This window comes from Micromonospora sp. LZ34 (assembly GCF_052981855.1).
In genome coordinates, this window is the sequence record NZ_JBRIQN010000056.1 from 1 (window position 1) to 14,981 (window position 14,981).

A 14,981-nucleotide genomic window follows, 5' to 3' on the forward strand; every position below is an offset into this window, starting at 1 on the left:
ACCTTCTCCGGATCACCGTTGAACGGCACGTCCTCCACCAACGTGCCATCCCGATCCAGCAACACCGCATCGAACAGCCGCTGAGCTGCACTGATCGGGACGTCCATGTCGGACCAGTTGCCTCGGGCGGGAGAAGTAAACATCAACGTCCCGTTCCGGCACGCTCCACGCGGCTGTCCCACCAGCCGCATAGCCAGTGGGTCACCGCCAGTGGCGGGATCAGCGCGCTGGTCACCAGCATGGTGGCGATCTCGTCCGGGGTGCGCGGGCCGGGCGCGATCCGGGCCCGGGCGAACTCGGCGGTGCCGGCCAGCCAGCCGAGGGCGCTTGCCGCGGCGAGCGCGCCGAGTGCCGTCCGTGAGGCCCCACCGGCCCGGGCACGGAGTCCGGCCGCGACCAGAGCGACCGCGCCGGCCGCGGTGACCGCGACGTGCCGGGGCCGGCGCCCGGGCGGCAGCCGCAAATCGGTACGCCAGTACGGGCCGTAGAGCCGGCGCAGCAGCGCGTCGTCGGCGTTGCCCCGCTGGGTCCGCAGGCTCACCCAGCGGCTCTCCGGGCGCACCGGATGGGTCACCGACCGCTCGCCGCGGACCAGCTCCCAGCCGGCGCGGCGCACCCGGTGGGCCAACTCGGCGTCCTCTCGGTAGGCGCGCGGGAACCGTTCGTCGAAGCCGTCGACGGCGGCCAGCGTGTCCCGGCGGTAGGCCATGTCGGCGGTGATCCAGGCCCCCTCGGCGAGGCCGGCGGTGACCCGTTCCCAGTCGGTCGGCCGGCGGTGCGCCGGCAGCGGCACCCGGACCACGCCCTGCACCCCGCCGACCAGTTCACCGACGGCCAGGTCGTCGACCAGCCGCCGGCACCAGTCGGCGGCGGGCACCACGTCGTCGTCGAGGAAGACGATCCAGGGGGAGCGGGCGACGCGCCAGCCGGTGTTGCGGGCCGCCGCCGGGCCCGCGCCGGGCCCGGTCAGCACCTTGGTGTACGCGGCCAGCGCCTCCGGCACCGCCAGCTCGCCGGTGTTCTGGCGGCGGTCGTCGACCAGCAGGATCTCCGGGTCGGGCAGCGCACCGACCTGGCCGGCGAGCGCGTCGAGCAGCACAGCGAGGCTGGGCCGGCCGAGCGTGGGCACCACGATGCTGATCACCGGTCACCGCCCAGGGCGTTGCGGCGCACCGCGAAGGGGCCGAGCGCCAGCAGCTCCACCGGCGCGGAGCCGAACAACTCCATCGCCTCGCGCGGCGTGTCCACCATCGGCCGGCCGGCGGTGTTCAGCGAGGTGTTCACCACCACCGGCAGGCCGGTCAGCCGCTCGAACCCGGCGAGCAGGTCGGCGACCAGCGGCTCGGTGTCGGCGTGCACGGTCTGCACCCGGGCGGTGCCGTCGACGTGGGTGACCGCCGGGATGCGCTCGCGCCACTCCGGCTTCACCCGGTGCACGAAGAGCATGTACGGGCTGGGGAGGACGCCCTCGAAGATCTCGGCGGCCCGCTCGGCGCGCACCATCGGCGCGACCGGGCGGAACTGCTCGCGCCCCTTGACATCGTTGAGCCGGGCGGTGGTGGCCGGGTCTCCGGGGTGGGCCAGCAGTGACCGGTGCCAGGGCGCGCGGGCCGTACTCGCTGCGTCCCTGGAACCAGGCGACGATGCCGTTGCCGGCGAGCACCCGGGCCGCCTCGGCGGCGATCGAGTCCGGCCGGGTGTACGGCAGCGCGGCGCGCCGCAGCTCCGCCTCCAACTCGTCGTCCGACCAGCCCCGACCGAGGTCGGCGCCGGCCATCGGGGTGGCCCGGTCACCGAGGTCGCGGGCGACGTGCAGGGCGGCGCCCAGCGCGGTGCCCGCGTCACCGGCCGCCGGCTGCACCCAGACCCGCCGGTACGGGCCCTCGGCGGCGATCCGGGCGTTGGCCACGCAGTTCAGGGCCACCCCGCCGGCCAGGGCCAGGGTGGACGCCCCGCCGGAGGCGTCGTGCAGCCAGCGGGCCAGGTCGAGGATCACCTCCTCCAGCCGGGCCTGCACGCTGGCGGCCAGGTCGGCGTGGTCGCCGGTCATCTCCCCGTCGGCGGGGCGCGCCTTGGCCAGGCTGCCCCAGTCGACCTCCTCGATCCGGAAGCCGCCCTCCGGGGTGACCCGCACCAGGTCGCGCAGCAGGCCGAGGTGTTTCGGCTCGCCGTACGAGGCCAGCGCCATCACCTTGTACTCGTCGCTGGAGTGCAGGAAGCCCAGGTGCCGGGTGAGGTCCTCGTAGAGCAGGCCGAGGGAGTGCGGCAGCTGCTGGGCGTAGAGCGAGCGCAGCAGCCCGTCGGAGTAGACGCCGGCCAGGTGGCTGGCCACCTCGCCGCGCCCGTCCAGGACGAGCACCGCGGTGTCATCGCCGGCCGGTGGGGCGGCCAGCCCCGCGGAGGCGGCGTGCGCCACGTGGTGCGGGACGAACCGCACCTTGCCGGGGTCGAGGCCGGGCAGGGCGGCGGCCAGGAACTGCGGTGCCCGCTGGGCGTACTCGACGCGCAGCCAGTCCCACGGGTCGGCCAGCCCCAGCGTCTCGGCCGGCCGGCACAGCCCGGGGTCGAAGGAGTAAGCGACGGCGTCCAGGTCGTCGACGTCCAGGCCCGCGCTGGCCAGGCACCAGGCGGCGGAGAGTTCCGGCAGTTCCCACGCCGAGAAGGCGACCGGACGCTTGCCGTGCTTGCGGCGGCTGAACCGCTCCTCTTCGGCGGCAGCCACCACCCTGCCGTCGACCACCAGGGCGGCCGCCGGATCGTGGAAGATCGCGTTGATGCCAAGGACCCGCATGACCAAGGTCCCTACCCTCGGCTTCTCCGCCTAACCTCTAGATCATCGACTTCTCCTGAAGCGCCGGTCAGTCGCCTGTGGAGATTCGGTGCCGGGGCGGGCAGGCGGTCCGCCCCGGCACCGCCCGGTTCAGACCCGGTCGTCGCGGAGCATGCCCGGCCCGAACACCTCGTAGCCGATCCGCTCGGTCGGGACGCCACGTCGCAGCAGGCCGCCGCGGACCGCGTTCATGAACGGCAGCGGCCCGCACAGGTGCACGTGTGCGTCCGGGGAGAGCGGGATCAGCTCCGGGTCGACCCGGCCAGCGGCCACCTCGGCGGTCACGCCGGCCAGGTCGGCGCCGGTGGCGTCCTCGTACCACAGCGCGGTCCGCAGGTTGGGCAGCGCGGCGTGCAGCCGGGGCAGCTCGCCGCGGAAGGCGTGCGCGGTGCCGGCCCGGTCGGCGTGCACCAGCGTCACCGGGCGCTGCGGCTCGGTGGCCGCCAGGTGCTCCAGCGCGGCCATCGCCGGGGTCAGCCCGATGCCCGCGCTGACCAGCAGCAGCGGGCCCTCCCCGGCGACCGCGCTGACCTCGCCGAACGGCGGGCTGAGCCGGAGCGTGTCGCCGACGGTCACGTGGTCGTGCAGGAAGGTGGAGACCATGCCGTCGGGAGCGCCGGCGAGGCCGCGTACCCGCTTGACGGTGATCCGCCAGTGCTCGGCGCCCGGCCGGCCGGAGAGGCTGTACTGGCGGATCTGCTGGCCGCGTCCGCCGTCCAGGTCGACCGCGACCGAGACGTACTGGCCCGGGGTGAAGGTGGGCACCGGGCCGTCGTCGACCGGGACCAGGGTGAACGAGACGACGTCGGCGGTTTCCCGGACCTTGCCGGTCACCCGCCAGCTCCGCCACACCGACTCGCCCTCGCCCAGCCCGGCGAGCGTGTAGAGGCGCGCCTCCCGGGCGATCAGCTCGCAGGCCAGCAGCCAGTACACCTCGTCCCAGGCCGCCGCGACCTCCGCGGTGACCGCATCGCCCAGCACCTCGCCGACGGCGGCGAGCAGGTGCCGACCGACGATCGTGTACTGGGTGGCGGTGATGCCCAGCGAGGCGTGCTTGTGCGCGATCCGGTCCAGGATCGGCCCCCATGGCACCGGCGCGCCGCCGGTCAGGTGCTCGGCGTACGCGACCACCGCGCCGGCCAGCGCGGCCTGCTGCGCCCCGGTCGCCTGGTTGCCCCGGTTGAACAGATCCAGCAGTTCCGGGTGCGCGTCGAACATCCGCTGGTAGAACCGGCGGGTGATCGCCTCCCCGTGCGCCTGGACGGCGGGCAGGGTCGCCGTCACCACTGCTGCTGAGGACTCCGTGAGCACGAGTTGTCTCCTTCTCCGATGAACCGCTCGGGCCGTCACAGCTAAACAAGCATTTGAGATACCTCTTCAGGGCCGAAGGTCCCGGGTCGCTGGTCGTCCGGATCACACCGCGGGTCCGTCCCGACCCTCGTGGCGGTTTGTCGGCGCTGGCTAGGGTCGGGGCGTGAAGCTCAACCGGTCCACCGACATGGCGTTGCGGATCGCGATGGCCGCCGCCGCCTCGGGACGCCGGACGACGGTCGACGAGCTGGCCGAGCGGCTGGCGCTGCCCCGCAACCACGTGGCGAAGCTGGTCCAGCGGTTGCAGCGGCTCGGAGTGCTGGTCACCATCCGCGGCCGCGCCGGCGGGGTGGCGGTCGCCGAGGGCGGCGGCCAGCGCACCGTCGGGCAGGTCGTCCGGGCGTTCGAGGGGGACGACGAGGTGGTCGCCTGCGAGGCGCCGGCCTGCCCGCTGCGGGCGGCCTGCCTGCTCCGGGCGGAGTTGCGCCGCGCGCAGCAGGCCTTCCTCGCCGTGCTGGACGGCGTGCGCCTCGACGATCTCGTCGCCGGGCCGGCCGCCCCGGTGCTGCTCGCCCTCGGTGCATCGCCGGCCGTGACCGGGTTGCCCGTCGCCGCGGCGCCGCGCGGCGCCGTACCGATCCCGTCCGCCGTCGCGGCGAGTGAGGGGTAGCCATGCCCGGCAGCCGAGTCTCCCACCCGATCTTCGCCCGGGTGTTCGAGCGGGCCAGCGTCTCCATGGACCGGGCGGGCGCCGCCGCCCACCGGCACCGGCTGGTGACCGGCCTGACCGGTCGGGTCGTCGAGGTCGGCGCCGGCAACGGCCGCAACGTCGCGCACTACCCGGCGACCGTGGCGCGGGTGCTCGCCGTCGAGCCCGAGCCCCGGCTGCGGGCCGCCGCCCTGGCCGCCGCGCGCACGGCGCCGGTGCCGGTCACGGTGGTCGCCGGGCTGGCCGACGCGCTGCCGGTCGCCGACGGCGCGGCCGACGCGGTGGTGTTCTCCCTGGTGCTCTGCTCGGTCGCCGACCAGGCCGCCGCGCTGCGCGAGGCCCGCCGGGTGCTGCGCCCCGGTGGCCAGGTGCGCTTCTTCGAGCACGTCCGCGCGGCCACCCCCGGCCTGCGCCGGGTGCAGCGGGCGGTCGACGCGACCCTCTGGCCGCTGCTCTGCGGCGGCTGCCACACCGGCCGGGACACGGTGGCCGCGATCGGCGCCGCCGGGTTCGACGTCACCGAGCTGGACTCGTTCCGCTTCCCGGACGCCACGGTCCCGGCGCCGGCCGCCCCGCACGTGCTCGGCACGGCCCTGCGCCGGTAGCCCTCGCCCGCAGCGGAACGGCGGGCGCCGATATCGGCAGGTCGCGTCGCGCGACGTCGGTCGGCCCGCCGACCGGTCGGCGGGCTACCAGCCGGCCGACGTGGCGGCGGCTCCGGCCGCCTGCTCGGGGGAGAGGGCACGACCGTCGGCAACGGCGGCGGCGAAGATGTCCGTGCCGAGCGCACCGCGGACGGCGGCGGTGATCCGGTCCACCTCGTCCCGCTCGGTCGGTGCCAGCGGCAGGCCGCCGCGGTCGCGCAGCGCGTCGGCCGCTCCGAGCAGGCGGGCCGCTTCGGCGTACGCCCCGTCCAGCGCCGCCGCCCCGGCGAGGCCGGCCAGCGCGAACGCCTGGTCCCGGGCGGCGTGCAGCTCACCGGCGAGGGTGAGCGCCTGCCCGTGCAACGACCGGGCCCGCCCGGCGTCGCCCCGGTGCTCGGCGACGAAGCCCAGCTCGACCAGCACCATCGGCACGTGCAGCGCGTGTTCGCCGCCCTCGCCGGCCGCGTCGAGCAGGCCGCGCAGCCGCGCCTCGGCCAGGTCGAGCCGGCCCTCCCGGCGGGCCGCGAAGCCGAGCACCAGCCCGGCGAAGACCTCCACCCCGCGCAGGCCCTGCTCGGTGGCGAGCCGCACCGCCCGCTCGCCGTACTCGCGGGCCCGCGGGTGCTCGCCCTGCTGGAGGGCGAGCCAGCCGAGCCAGCACAGCCGGCCGCAGGCGTCCGACCAGAGCCCCAGCTCCTCGGCGATCCGCAGGCCCTCGCCGTGCAGCCGAATGGCCTCCGCGTGGTCACCGGTCAGCTCGGCGGCCGCGCCCAGCCACTCGCCCGCCTGCAACTGCCCCCACCCGTCGCCGAGCTGGGCGAACAGCTCGGCGCCGCGCCGGGCGGCCCGGTCCAGCCCGGCCAGGTCGCCGCGGACGTGGGCCAGTTTCGCCCGCACGGTCAGCGCGGCCGCGACGCCCCACCGGTCGCCCACCGCCTCGAAGTCGCGCAGGGCCTGGTCGACCAGCTCCGCGGCGAGGTCGACCTCGCCGAGGTCGGTCAGGCCCTGCGCCAGGAACCACCGCGCCCGGGCCCGCCGGGCCGGCGGCTCGACGGCGGCCAGTTCGCCGAGCACGTCCGCCCGGTCACCGGGCCACCCGTCGCCGCGCAGCAGCGCCACCCCGGCGCGCCAGGCGCGGGCGCTGGTCACCATGGACGATGGTGCCGGGCCGGCGAGGTCGAGCGCCGCGTCCAACGACCGGCGCGCCTCGCCGAGCCGGCCGCGCAGGAACCAGTACCAGGCCAGCGCGTCGGCCAGCCGTACCGCCAGATCGGCCTCGTCGGCGCGGACCGCGCCGTCGAACGCGGCCCGCAGGTTGGCGGCCTCCGCGTCCAGCCGCGACAGCCACTCCCGCTGCGCCGGCCCGTGCAGCCGCCCGGCGGCGCGCTCGGCGAACCCGGTGTACCACCGGACGTGCCGCTCGCGGACCCGGTCGACTTCGCCGGCCTCGCGCAGCCGGTCGGCGCAGTACGCCGCCACCGACTCCAGCAGCCGGTAGCGGGGCGCGCCGCCCCGGTCGTCCACCCGCACCAGGGAGCGGTCCACCAGGCGGGCCAGCAGGTCGACCACGTCCGCGCGGGGCAGCTGCGGATCGGCGCAGACGGCCTCGGCCGCGTCCAGCGTGCAGCCGTCGGCGTGCACGGCGAGCCGGCGCAACACGGCCTGCTCCGCCTCGTCCAGCAGCTGCCAGCTCCAGTCGATCATCGCGGTGAGGGTTCGCTGGCGCGGCGGCGTGCCGCGGTGCCCGGTCGCCAGCAGCCGGAACCGGTCGTCGAGCCGGTCCACCAGCCGCTGCACGCCGAGCGCCCGGACCCGAGTCGCGGCGAGTTCCAGGGCCAGCGGGATGCCGTCGAGCCGCCGGCAGAGCAGCGCCACCGCCGGGCCGGTCCCGGCGTCCAGGGTGAAGTCCCGGGACGCGGCGGCGGCCCGGGCCACGAACAGGCGGACCGCGCCGGACGCGGCCAGCCGGTCGGGGTCGGCGGCGGCCGCCGGATCCGGCACGTCCAGTGGCGGTACGTCCCACACCACCTCGCCCGGCAGGCCGAGCGGCTCCCGGCTGGTGGCCAGCACCCGCAGGCCGGGAGCGGCCCCGAGCAGGTGCCCGGCCAGCGCGGCGGCGGCCTCCACCACGTGCTCGCAGTTGTCCAGCACCAGCAGCAACCGCCGTTCGCCGAGCGCGGTGGCCAGCCGGTCGGTGAGCGGCACGGAAGGGCCGCCGGTGGCGTGGTCGCGGATCTGCAGCACCGACCCGAGCCGCTCCGCCAGCGGCGGGTCGGTGCCGCGCCGCAGCCCGGCGAACTCGACCAGCCAGACCCCGTCCGGGCACTCGCCGTGCAGCTGCCGGGCGGCCTCGATCGCGAGCCGGGTCTTGCCCACCCCGCCCGGGCCGGTCAGCGTCACTAGGCGGGCGTCGGCCAGCGCCGCGCGCACCTCGGCGACCGCCTCGTCCCGGCCGACCAGCTCGGTCAGCGCGGCCGGCAGGTTGCCGACCGGCCGGTCCGGCGGCGCCGGAAGGTCGAGCGTGCCGCGGGGCTCGACGGGCGCCAGGGACGGATCCTGTTCCAGGATCGCCCGGTGCAGGGCGACGAGTTCCGGCCCGGGGTCCAACCCCAGCTCCTCGGCCAGCCGGGTGCGCAGCTCGGCGTAGCTGGCCAGCGCCTCGGACTGCCGCCCGGCCCGGTAGAGGGCGCGCAGCTGCGCCGCGCGCAGCCGCTCCCGCAGCGGATACCGGGCCACCAGGTCGGCCAGCTCGCCGAGCACCGTCCGGTGCTCACCCAGCTCCAGCCGGGCCTCGACGTGCTGCTCGAGGACCGCCAGCCGCTGTTCGGCCAGCCGGGTCGCGGCCGGCCGGACGAACTGCTCGTCGGCGAAGTCGGCGAACGGGTCGCCCCGCCACAGGCCCAGGGCCTCGCCCAGCAGGTCGGTGCGGCGACGCGGATCCGCCGTGGCCACGGCCAGGTCGGCCAGCTCGGCGAACCGGGCGGCGTCGAGCGCGTCGTCGTCGAGCCGGAGCAGGTAGCCCGGGGGACGGGAGACGACCAGCTGCCGGCCGTCCGGCTCCGCCTCTTCCAGCGCCCGGCGCAGCTGGGACACCCGGACCTGGAGGGCGCCGGCCGGGTTCGCCGGTGCCGCGTCGGCCCAGAGGTCGTCGACCAGACGATCGGTGGAGACGGCGTGCCCGTGGTGGGCCAGCAGGTCGGCCAGCAGCGCCCGGACCTTGAGGCCCGGCACCCGTACCGGCACGTCGTGGTCGGTCCAGACCGCCACCGGGCCCAGCACCCCGAATCGCATCCGCCCACCTTACGAGCCGGCCGGGCGGTGCGGGGGGAGGCCGTAAGCCGACCTGAAGCCGGCCGTAAGCGGGCTCCGGCACGGTGAATCCGTCAGCAGGTCCGGTACGTACGCCGGACCCGGCGCATGGAGGTCGTGATGGTGGGAAGCGGTCCGCTGCGGATGGTGGTGATCATCGGCAGCACCCGGGCCGGGCGGTTCGGCCCCACCGTGGCGGACTGGTTCGTCGGCCGGGCGCACCGGCGCCCCGAGTGGGACGTCGACCTGGTGGACCTGGCCCGCACCGCGCTCCCGGAGTCCCTCCCGGACCTCGACGACGAGCTGCCGGAACCGGTGCGCGCCCTGGCCCCGCGGCTGGCCGCCGCCGACGCCTTCGTGCTGGTCACCCCCGAATACAACCGGGGCTTCCCGGCGCCGCTGAAGACGGCGCTCGACTGGTACCACGACCAGTGGTGCGCCAAGCCGGTGTCGGTCGTCTCCTACGGCCGGGACTCCGGCGGCCGGTACGCCACCGAGCAGCTCCGCCAGGTGCTGACCGAACTGCACGCGGTGACCATCCGGGACACCGTCGCGCTGCCCTGCTACTGGGACCAGTTCGCCGCCGACGGCAGTTGGCCCCGACCCTCGGCGGACTGCGTCGCCGCCGCTGACACCGTGCTCGACCGCCTGTCCTGGTGGGCGTACGCGCTGCGCGAGGCGCGCGCCCGCCACCCGTACCAGCCCTGAATCCGCACCGGAGCGCCGCTCCGACCATTTCGGAAGGAACCGACATGACCCCGACGACGACCGGATACGCCCCCGTCAACGGCCTGGAGATGTACTACGAGATCTACGGCGAGGGCAAGCCGCTGCTCCTGCTGCACGGCGCGCTCTCCAACATCAACACCGACTTCGGTGCGATGCTGCCGCTGCTCGCCCGCAACCGCCAGGTGATCGCCGTGGAGCTCCAGGCGCACGGCCGCACCGCCGACATCGACCGGCCGCTGCGGGTCGAGCAGCTGGCCGAGGACTGCGCCGCGCTGCTGCGCCACCTCGGGGTGGCGAAGGCCGACGTGCTCGGCTACAGCATCGGTGCCGCGATGACGCTGCAGCTCGGCGTGCACCACCCGGACCTGGTCGACCGGCTGGTGCTGCTCTCGATCGCCACGAAGATCGACGGGATGCACCCGGGGCTGCTCGACGGCATCGAGCTCCTTCAGCCGGAGCACCTGCACGGCTCGCCGTTCCACGCCGAGTACCTGCGGCTCGCGCCCCGGCCGAAGGACTTCCCGATCCTGGTCGAGCGGGTCAAGGACATGGACCGCAACCTGCCCGAGGTGCCGGACGAGGTAGTCCGGGAGCTGGCCGCGCCGGCGCTGATCGTGATCGGGGACTCCGACATCATCCGTCCGGAGCACGCGGTGGAGGTGTTCAGGCTGCTCGGCGGCGGCGTGGTCGGCGACGCCGTCGGGCTGCCCCGGTGCCAGCTCGCGGTGCTGCCCGGCACCACCCACGTCACCCTGGTGCACCGCGCCGACTGGCTGGCCGGCATGGTGGACGCGTTCCTCCAGGCGCCGGTGCCCGCCGGGGCGTGACCGTCGACGAGGCCCCGCCGACCGGCGGGGCCTCGTCGTGCGCCGGCCTCCGGGCGGAGGTGCGGCGGGAGCTCCGGGCGGGTCAGGAGACGGTGATCGTTCCGTTGCCGGACCGGACGCAGGCCACCGCGCGGGCGCTGGTGGCGGCGGCGCCGCTCAGGCACTGCCCGAGCACCTGGTGCCCGGCCGCGTTCGGGTGCCACGACTCCTGGCAGGTCTGGAAGTACGACACGCAGGTGTTGGCGATCCGCTGGATGGCGATCTTGTCCTTGCCCTCCAGGCTGGTCACGAAGACCCCGTTCGGCGGGGAGTCCTGGAGCCGGATCGGGGTGGCCAGGGCGCCGGTCGGGCTGGCCGCCGACTCGCAGAGCCGGGCGCCGTCGAAGGCCCGCTGCACGTTGAGGTAGACCAGGTCGGCGCCGGGGAACTCGGCGGCCAGGGTGTCCCGGGTGGACCGCACCAGCGTGCCGAGGCCCTGCGAGAAGCGGTGGCCGGGCAGCAGGCTGGCCCGGTGGATCGGGCAGCCGGCCGCGTACCGCTCGGCGCCGAGGGCGCGGAACTTGTCCCGGGTGTCGTCCCGGCTGTCCTCGGAGTGGAACGTCGGGTCGAGGTCGAACGGCAGGGGGTTGGTGTAGTCCTGGAAGACGATCCGGTGCTGCCTGTCGGCGTCGATCTCGCGCAGGGTGCTGAGCAGCTGGCGTACGGCCGCGGTGGTCTCCGCGGTCGCGGCGCTGAACTGCGCGGTGGTGGCCAGGTCGGCGTCGCTGCACGGCTCCTGCTCCACCGGCCCGCCCAGGTACGCCCAGAACTCCCACCAGCCCGTCCAGGCGTCGGCGATGAACCGGTTGGCGCACTTCTCGGCCACGTTGCCGAAGGTGAACGAGCTGTTGTTGGAACCGAGCCCGAGCAGCACCAGGTCGATGTCGTGGGTGCGCCCGACCGCGCGGAGCTGGTCGAGCTGCGCGGCCACCTGCCGGCCGTTCGCCCGGGCCGCTGAAGTGGTGGCGATGTCGTGCGGCTGGCCGCCGGAGCAGGCCAGGTTGAACCGGTCCTGGATGCCCGGCAGGGCGGCCCGGTGCAGCGAGGCGTTCGCCGAGCGGTGGCAGAAGAACGCGTTGCTGTTCGGCGCGGTCCAGCCGGGGAAGCCCTGCGCGACGCCGTTGACGTCCACCACCGGGGCGTACGCGCCGGCGCCCTCGCCGCTGACGAAGCTGTCGCCGAGCGCCACCGCCGCGGTGGGCAGGGCCGCCGAGGCGGGCGCGGGCAGCCCCACGGCGGTGGACAGCGCCGCCGTCGCGACGGCCAGCGCGGCCGCGACGAGGGTACGACGGAACCTGATCATGGCTCCCCAATCTCTCCATAGAAATATGAAAGATTCTCCGAGAGCGCGATCAGATCACCCTTGTGTGACGGGCGTCAATGGGTTGTAACGAGATCGTTCCATTGGGGAGCGTCCAGTCCCGCGGCAGCGTGCCGGCGGAGCTTGCGGTGGGCCCGGCGTCAGGCGGGGCGGTGGAACTCGGCGCGCCAGCGGCGTACGCCCGACGGGTCGCGGAGGTCCTCGACCCGGACCGGAGCGAGGCCGTCCCCGGCGAAGGCGTCGATCTCGGCGCGGGTCAGCGGCCACGGCGGCGCGCCCGGCACCGCCTCGTCCTCACCCCGGCCGGCGGCGATCACCAGCAGCGTGCCGCCCGGCGCGACCAGTTCGCCGACCGCGCCGAACCCGGCGGAGCGCACCTGCGGTGGCAACGCCTGCACGTTCATGCTTTCCACGACCAGGTCGAAGCTGCGCCGCCAGTCGGCGGGCGGGTCGAGCAGGTCGGCGCTGCGGTAGTCGACCGGCGAGCCGGGGTGCCGGTCCCGGGCGGCCCGGACGGCGGTGGGGGAGATGTCGAAGGCCACCGTGGCGAAGCCGAGCCGGGCGACATGCTCGGCGTCCCGGCCGTAGCCGCAGCCCACCACGACCGCCCGGCGGCCGGCCCCGGCTGTCCCGCGCGCCTCCGTCCACTCGACGAGCAACCCGTGCGGCGCGTCGCGGTCCCACGGCACCACCGCCTCGCCCCGCGCCGCCTCGGTGTAGAGCCGCTCGAACCAGCCGGTCGGATCGCCCGCGGCGAGCGACTCCGCCGACAGCCGTCCGGTCGCGTCGTCCTCGCCCACGTCGCCCCCCGTTCCTGCCGGCGCCCGGCTGGGCGCGACCGCCGGTCAGCGTACCGGCGCGATGCCATCCGGCCGTTCCGCGCGAGGTGTCCCGACCGTCCCGTGCGACCACGTGCCGGCGCCGGAGCGGCCCCGGGGCCGTGTTGCCGCAACGGCCGACGGCCGGGGGCGGAATCCGCCCGGGGCGGGCGGCGTTGCACCACCGGGAGTGCCGCCCGCCGTGCCGCTCACCCGGTGTCCTCTCCGGGTGTTCCCGGTCGGACCCACGCCCCGCCCCGCCGGTCGCGCGGGGCGCCACGGGGTTGTCGGAGCAGCGGGCTAGGCTCGCTGCGGCGCGCCGCCGGGGGGCGGCGTCCGCCGGTGAGCGGCACCACACCGCCGAGACCTGGGAGTACGACCAGTTGACCGCAGAGCCTGACACCCTGTACGGGGCCGACGACCTCACGCACCTCGAGGGGCTGGACGCCGTCCGCAAGCGGCCCGGCATGTACATCGGCTCCACCGACAGCCGTGGCGTGGGTCACCTCGTCAACGAGATCCTCGACAATTCCACCGACGAGGGTGTCGCCGGTCACGCCACCAAGGTCGAGGTGACGCTGCACGCGGACGGCTCGGTGCAGGTCGACGACGACGGCCGGGGCATCCCGACCGACGTGCACGCCCGGTCCGGCCTCTCCGGTGTTGAGCTGGTGCTCACCCGGCTGCACGCCGGTGGCAAGTTCGGCAACTCCGGCTACAAGACCTCCGGCGGCCTGCACGGCGTGGGCGCCTCCGCGGTCAACGCGCTGTCCCGCCGGTTCGACGTGACGGTCCGCCGGGGCGGCAAGATCCACGCGATGTCGTTCCGGCACGGCGTGCCGGGAATCTTCGACGGCGACGGGCCGGACGCCTCGTTCACGGCCGGCCCCGGGCTCCAGGTCGTCGGTGCGATGAAGCGCGGCCAGCGCACCGGCACCTCGATCCGCTACTGGCACGACGCGCGCTACTTCGAGACCGGCGCGGCCCTGGACGCCGAGGCCGTGCGGACGAAGCTGCGCAACACCGCCTTCCTGGTGCCCGGGGTGAGCTACCTGCTGCGTGACCGCACCGGCGCGGAGCCGACCGAGGAGCGCTTCCACTACCCCAACGGGCTGACCGACATGGTGGAGTTCCTCGCCCCGGCGGGCGACCGGCCGGTCTCCGGCACCCTGCTGGTCACCGGTGAGGGCACCTACCGGGAGAACGCCGCCGACGCCAACGGCGTGATGCAGGCCAACGTGCAGCGGCGGGCCGAAATCGAGGTGGCGTTCCGCTGGGGCACCGGCTACGAGCGCACCGTCGAGTGCTTCACCAACACCATCCGCAACGCGCACGGCGGCACCCACCGCAAGGGCTTCGAGCGGGCCCTGGCGCGTACCCTCGCCGACGCCGTCCGCAACGCCCGCGGCCTGCTCAAGGCCAAGGAGGACCCGCCCACCCTGGACGACGTCCTGGAGGGGATGACGGCCGTGGTGCACGTGCGGATCCCCGAGCCGCAGTTCACCTCGCAGACCAAGGACGAACTCTCCACCGCCGGCATCACCAAGGTGATCCAGTCCCTGGTGGAGCAGCACGTCAAGGCGTGGCTGGAGGACCGGCGCACCAAGGCCGAGGCGCGCACCGTGCTCCAGAAGATCGTCGACGCGGCCCGGGTGCGGCTGACCCAGAAGCAGCAGAAGGACGCCGCCCGGCGCAAGACCGCGCTGGAGGGCGCGTCGATGCCGGCCAAGCTGGTCGACTGCCGCGCGGCGGGCATCGAGCGCAGCGAGTTGTTCATCGTGGAGGGCGACAGCGCGCTGGGCACGGGCCGGCTCGCCCGCTCCGCCGAATACCAGGCGCTGCTGCCCATCCGCGGCAAGATCCTCAACGTCCAGAAGGCCAACCTCCAGCAGGTGCTGGACAACGCCGAGTGCGCGGCCATCGTGCAGGTGCTCGGCGCCGGCTCCGGCCGCACCTTCGACCTGTCGGCGCTGCGGTACGGCCGGGTGCTGATCATGGCCGACGCCGACGTGGACGGCGCGCACATCCGGACGCTGCTGATCACGCTCTTCGCCCGCTACATGCGGCCACTGATCGAGGCCGGCCGGCTCTTCGCCGCGATGCCGCCCCTGCACAAGATCACCACCAAGGGGCGCAACCCGCAGACCATCTACACCTACACCCAGGCCGAGATGGCGGCGACGGTCCGCAAGCTGGAGAAGGCCGGCAAGCAGATCGTCACCCCGATCCCGCGGTTCAAGGGCCTCGGCGAGATGGACGCCGACGAGCTGTGGGAGACCACGATGAACCCGGCCACCCGGGCGGTCCGCCGGATCACCCTCAACGACGTCGACGCCGCCGAGCGGATCCTCGAACTGCTCATGGGAGAGAAGGTCGAGCCGCGCCGCAACTGGCTGATCGACTCGGCCGACCTGGTCGACCGGGAGGCGATCGACGCATGAGTA

The 14,981-nt window shown here is 75.1% G+C and carries 11 protein-coding genes and 1 pseudogene; 5 read left to right on the forward strand and 7 right to left on the reverse strand.

The genetic code is table 11. The annotated features are described in order from the left end of the window. Nucleotides 1-142: 142 nt before the first annotated feature. The 4 genes and pseudogenes from ACVCAH_RS32775 to ACVCAH_RS32790 form a co-directional block, all read right to left on the reverse strand. Complete coding sequence (locus tag ACVCAH_RS32775) at nt 143-1,144, reverse strand: glycosyltransferase family 2 protein (protein WP_447140116.1); 1,002 nt, start codon at nt 1,142-1,144, stop codon at nt 143-145. Further along, nucleotides 1,141-1,845, reverse strand: coding sequence for a carbamoyltransferase C-terminal domain-containing protein (locus ACVCAH_RS32780; RefSeq protein ID WP_447140144.1), 705 nt, complete (start codon nt 1,843-1,845; stop codon nt 1,141-1,143). The genes ACVCAH_RS32775 and ACVCAH_RS32780 overlap by 4 nt, the downstream gene beginning before the upstream one ends. A 28-nt stretch (nt 1,846-1,873) precedes the next feature. Beyond that, nucleotides 1,874-2,791 (reverse strand): annotated as a pseudogene (locus ACVCAH_RS32785) (carbamoyltransferase N-terminal domain-containing protein); the annotation flags it as partial. A gap of 129 nt (nt 2,792-2,920) precedes the next feature. Next, on the reverse strand, nt 2,921-4,141 hold the full coding sequence (locus tag ACVCAH_RS32790) for a globin domain-containing protein (RefSeq protein ID WP_447140117.1): 1,221 nt from the start codon (nt 4,139-4,141) through the stop codon (nt 2,921-2,923). 163 nt (nt 4,142-4,304) lie between these two features. Here ACVCAH_RS32790 and ACVCAH_RS32795 point away from each other — a divergent pair, with 163 nt between their 5' ends. Continuing rightward, on the forward strand, nt 4,305-4,811 hold the full coding sequence (locus ACVCAH_RS32795) for an RrF2 family transcriptional regulator (RefSeq protein ID WP_447140118.1): 507 nt from the start codon (nt 4,305-4,307) through the stop codon (nt 4,809-4,811). A gap of 2 nt (nt 4,812-4,813) precedes the next feature. Beyond that, entirely contained in the window at nt 4,814-5,455 is a 642-nt protein-coding gene (locus ACVCAH_RS32800; protein ID WP_447140119.1) for a class I SAM-dependent methyltransferase, read from the forward strand. Nucleotides 5,456-5,539: 84 nt separating this feature from the next. Here the strand turns inward: ACVCAH_RS32800 and ACVCAH_RS32805 are convergent, their stop codons facing one another. Continuing rightward, a complete protein-coding gene (locus ACVCAH_RS32805) occupies nt 5,540-8,785 on the reverse strand; it encodes a BTAD domain-containing putative transcriptional regulator (RefSeq protein WP_447140120.1) in 3,246 nt (1,081 codons plus the stop codon). 138 nt (nt 8,786-8,923) lie between these two features. On the opposite strand from ACVCAH_RS32805, the gene ACVCAH_RS32810 reads away from it, so the two are divergent. Further along, nucleotides 8,924-9,511 (forward strand): NADPH-dependent FMN reductase, encoded by a 588-nt coding sequence (locus ACVCAH_RS32810; protein ID WP_447140121.1) that lies wholly within the window; start codon nt 8,924-8,926, stop codon nt 9,509-9,511. Nucleotides 9,512-9,555: 44 nt separating this feature from the next. Then, on the forward strand, nt 9,556-10,359 hold the full coding sequence (locus ACVCAH_RS32815; RefSeq protein WP_447140122.1) for an alpha/beta fold hydrolase: 804 nt from the start codon (nt 9,556-9,558) through the stop codon (nt 10,357-10,359). Nucleotides 10,360-10,441: 82 nt separating this feature from the next. Here the strand turns inward: ACVCAH_RS32815 and ACVCAH_RS32820 are convergent, their stop codons facing one another. After that, complete coding sequence (locus tag ACVCAH_RS32820) at nt 10,442-11,701, reverse strand: hypothetical protein (RefSeq protein ID WP_447140123.1); 1,260 nt, start codon at nt 11,699-11,701, stop codon at nt 10,442-10,444. Nucleotides 11,702-11,859: 158 nt separating this feature from the next. Beyond that, nucleotides 11,860-12,519 carry a class I SAM-dependent methyltransferase gene (locus ACVCAH_RS32825; RefSeq protein ID WP_447140124.1) on the reverse strand — a complete coding sequence of 220 codons (660 nt, stop codon included), beginning with the start codon at nt 12,517-12,519 and terminating at the stop codon, nt 11,860-11,862. Nucleotides 12,520-12,920: 401 nt separating this feature from the next. Here ACVCAH_RS32825 and ACVCAH_RS32830 point away from each other — a divergent pair, with 401 nt between their 5' ends. Further along, nucleotides 12,921-14,978 (forward strand): DNA gyrase/topoisomerase IV subunit B, encoded by a 2,058-nt coding sequence (locus ACVCAH_RS32830; RefSeq protein ID WP_447140125.1) that lies wholly within the window; start codon nt 12,921-12,923, stop codon nt 14,976-14,978. Nucleotides 14,979-14,981 lie beyond the last annotated feature (3 nt).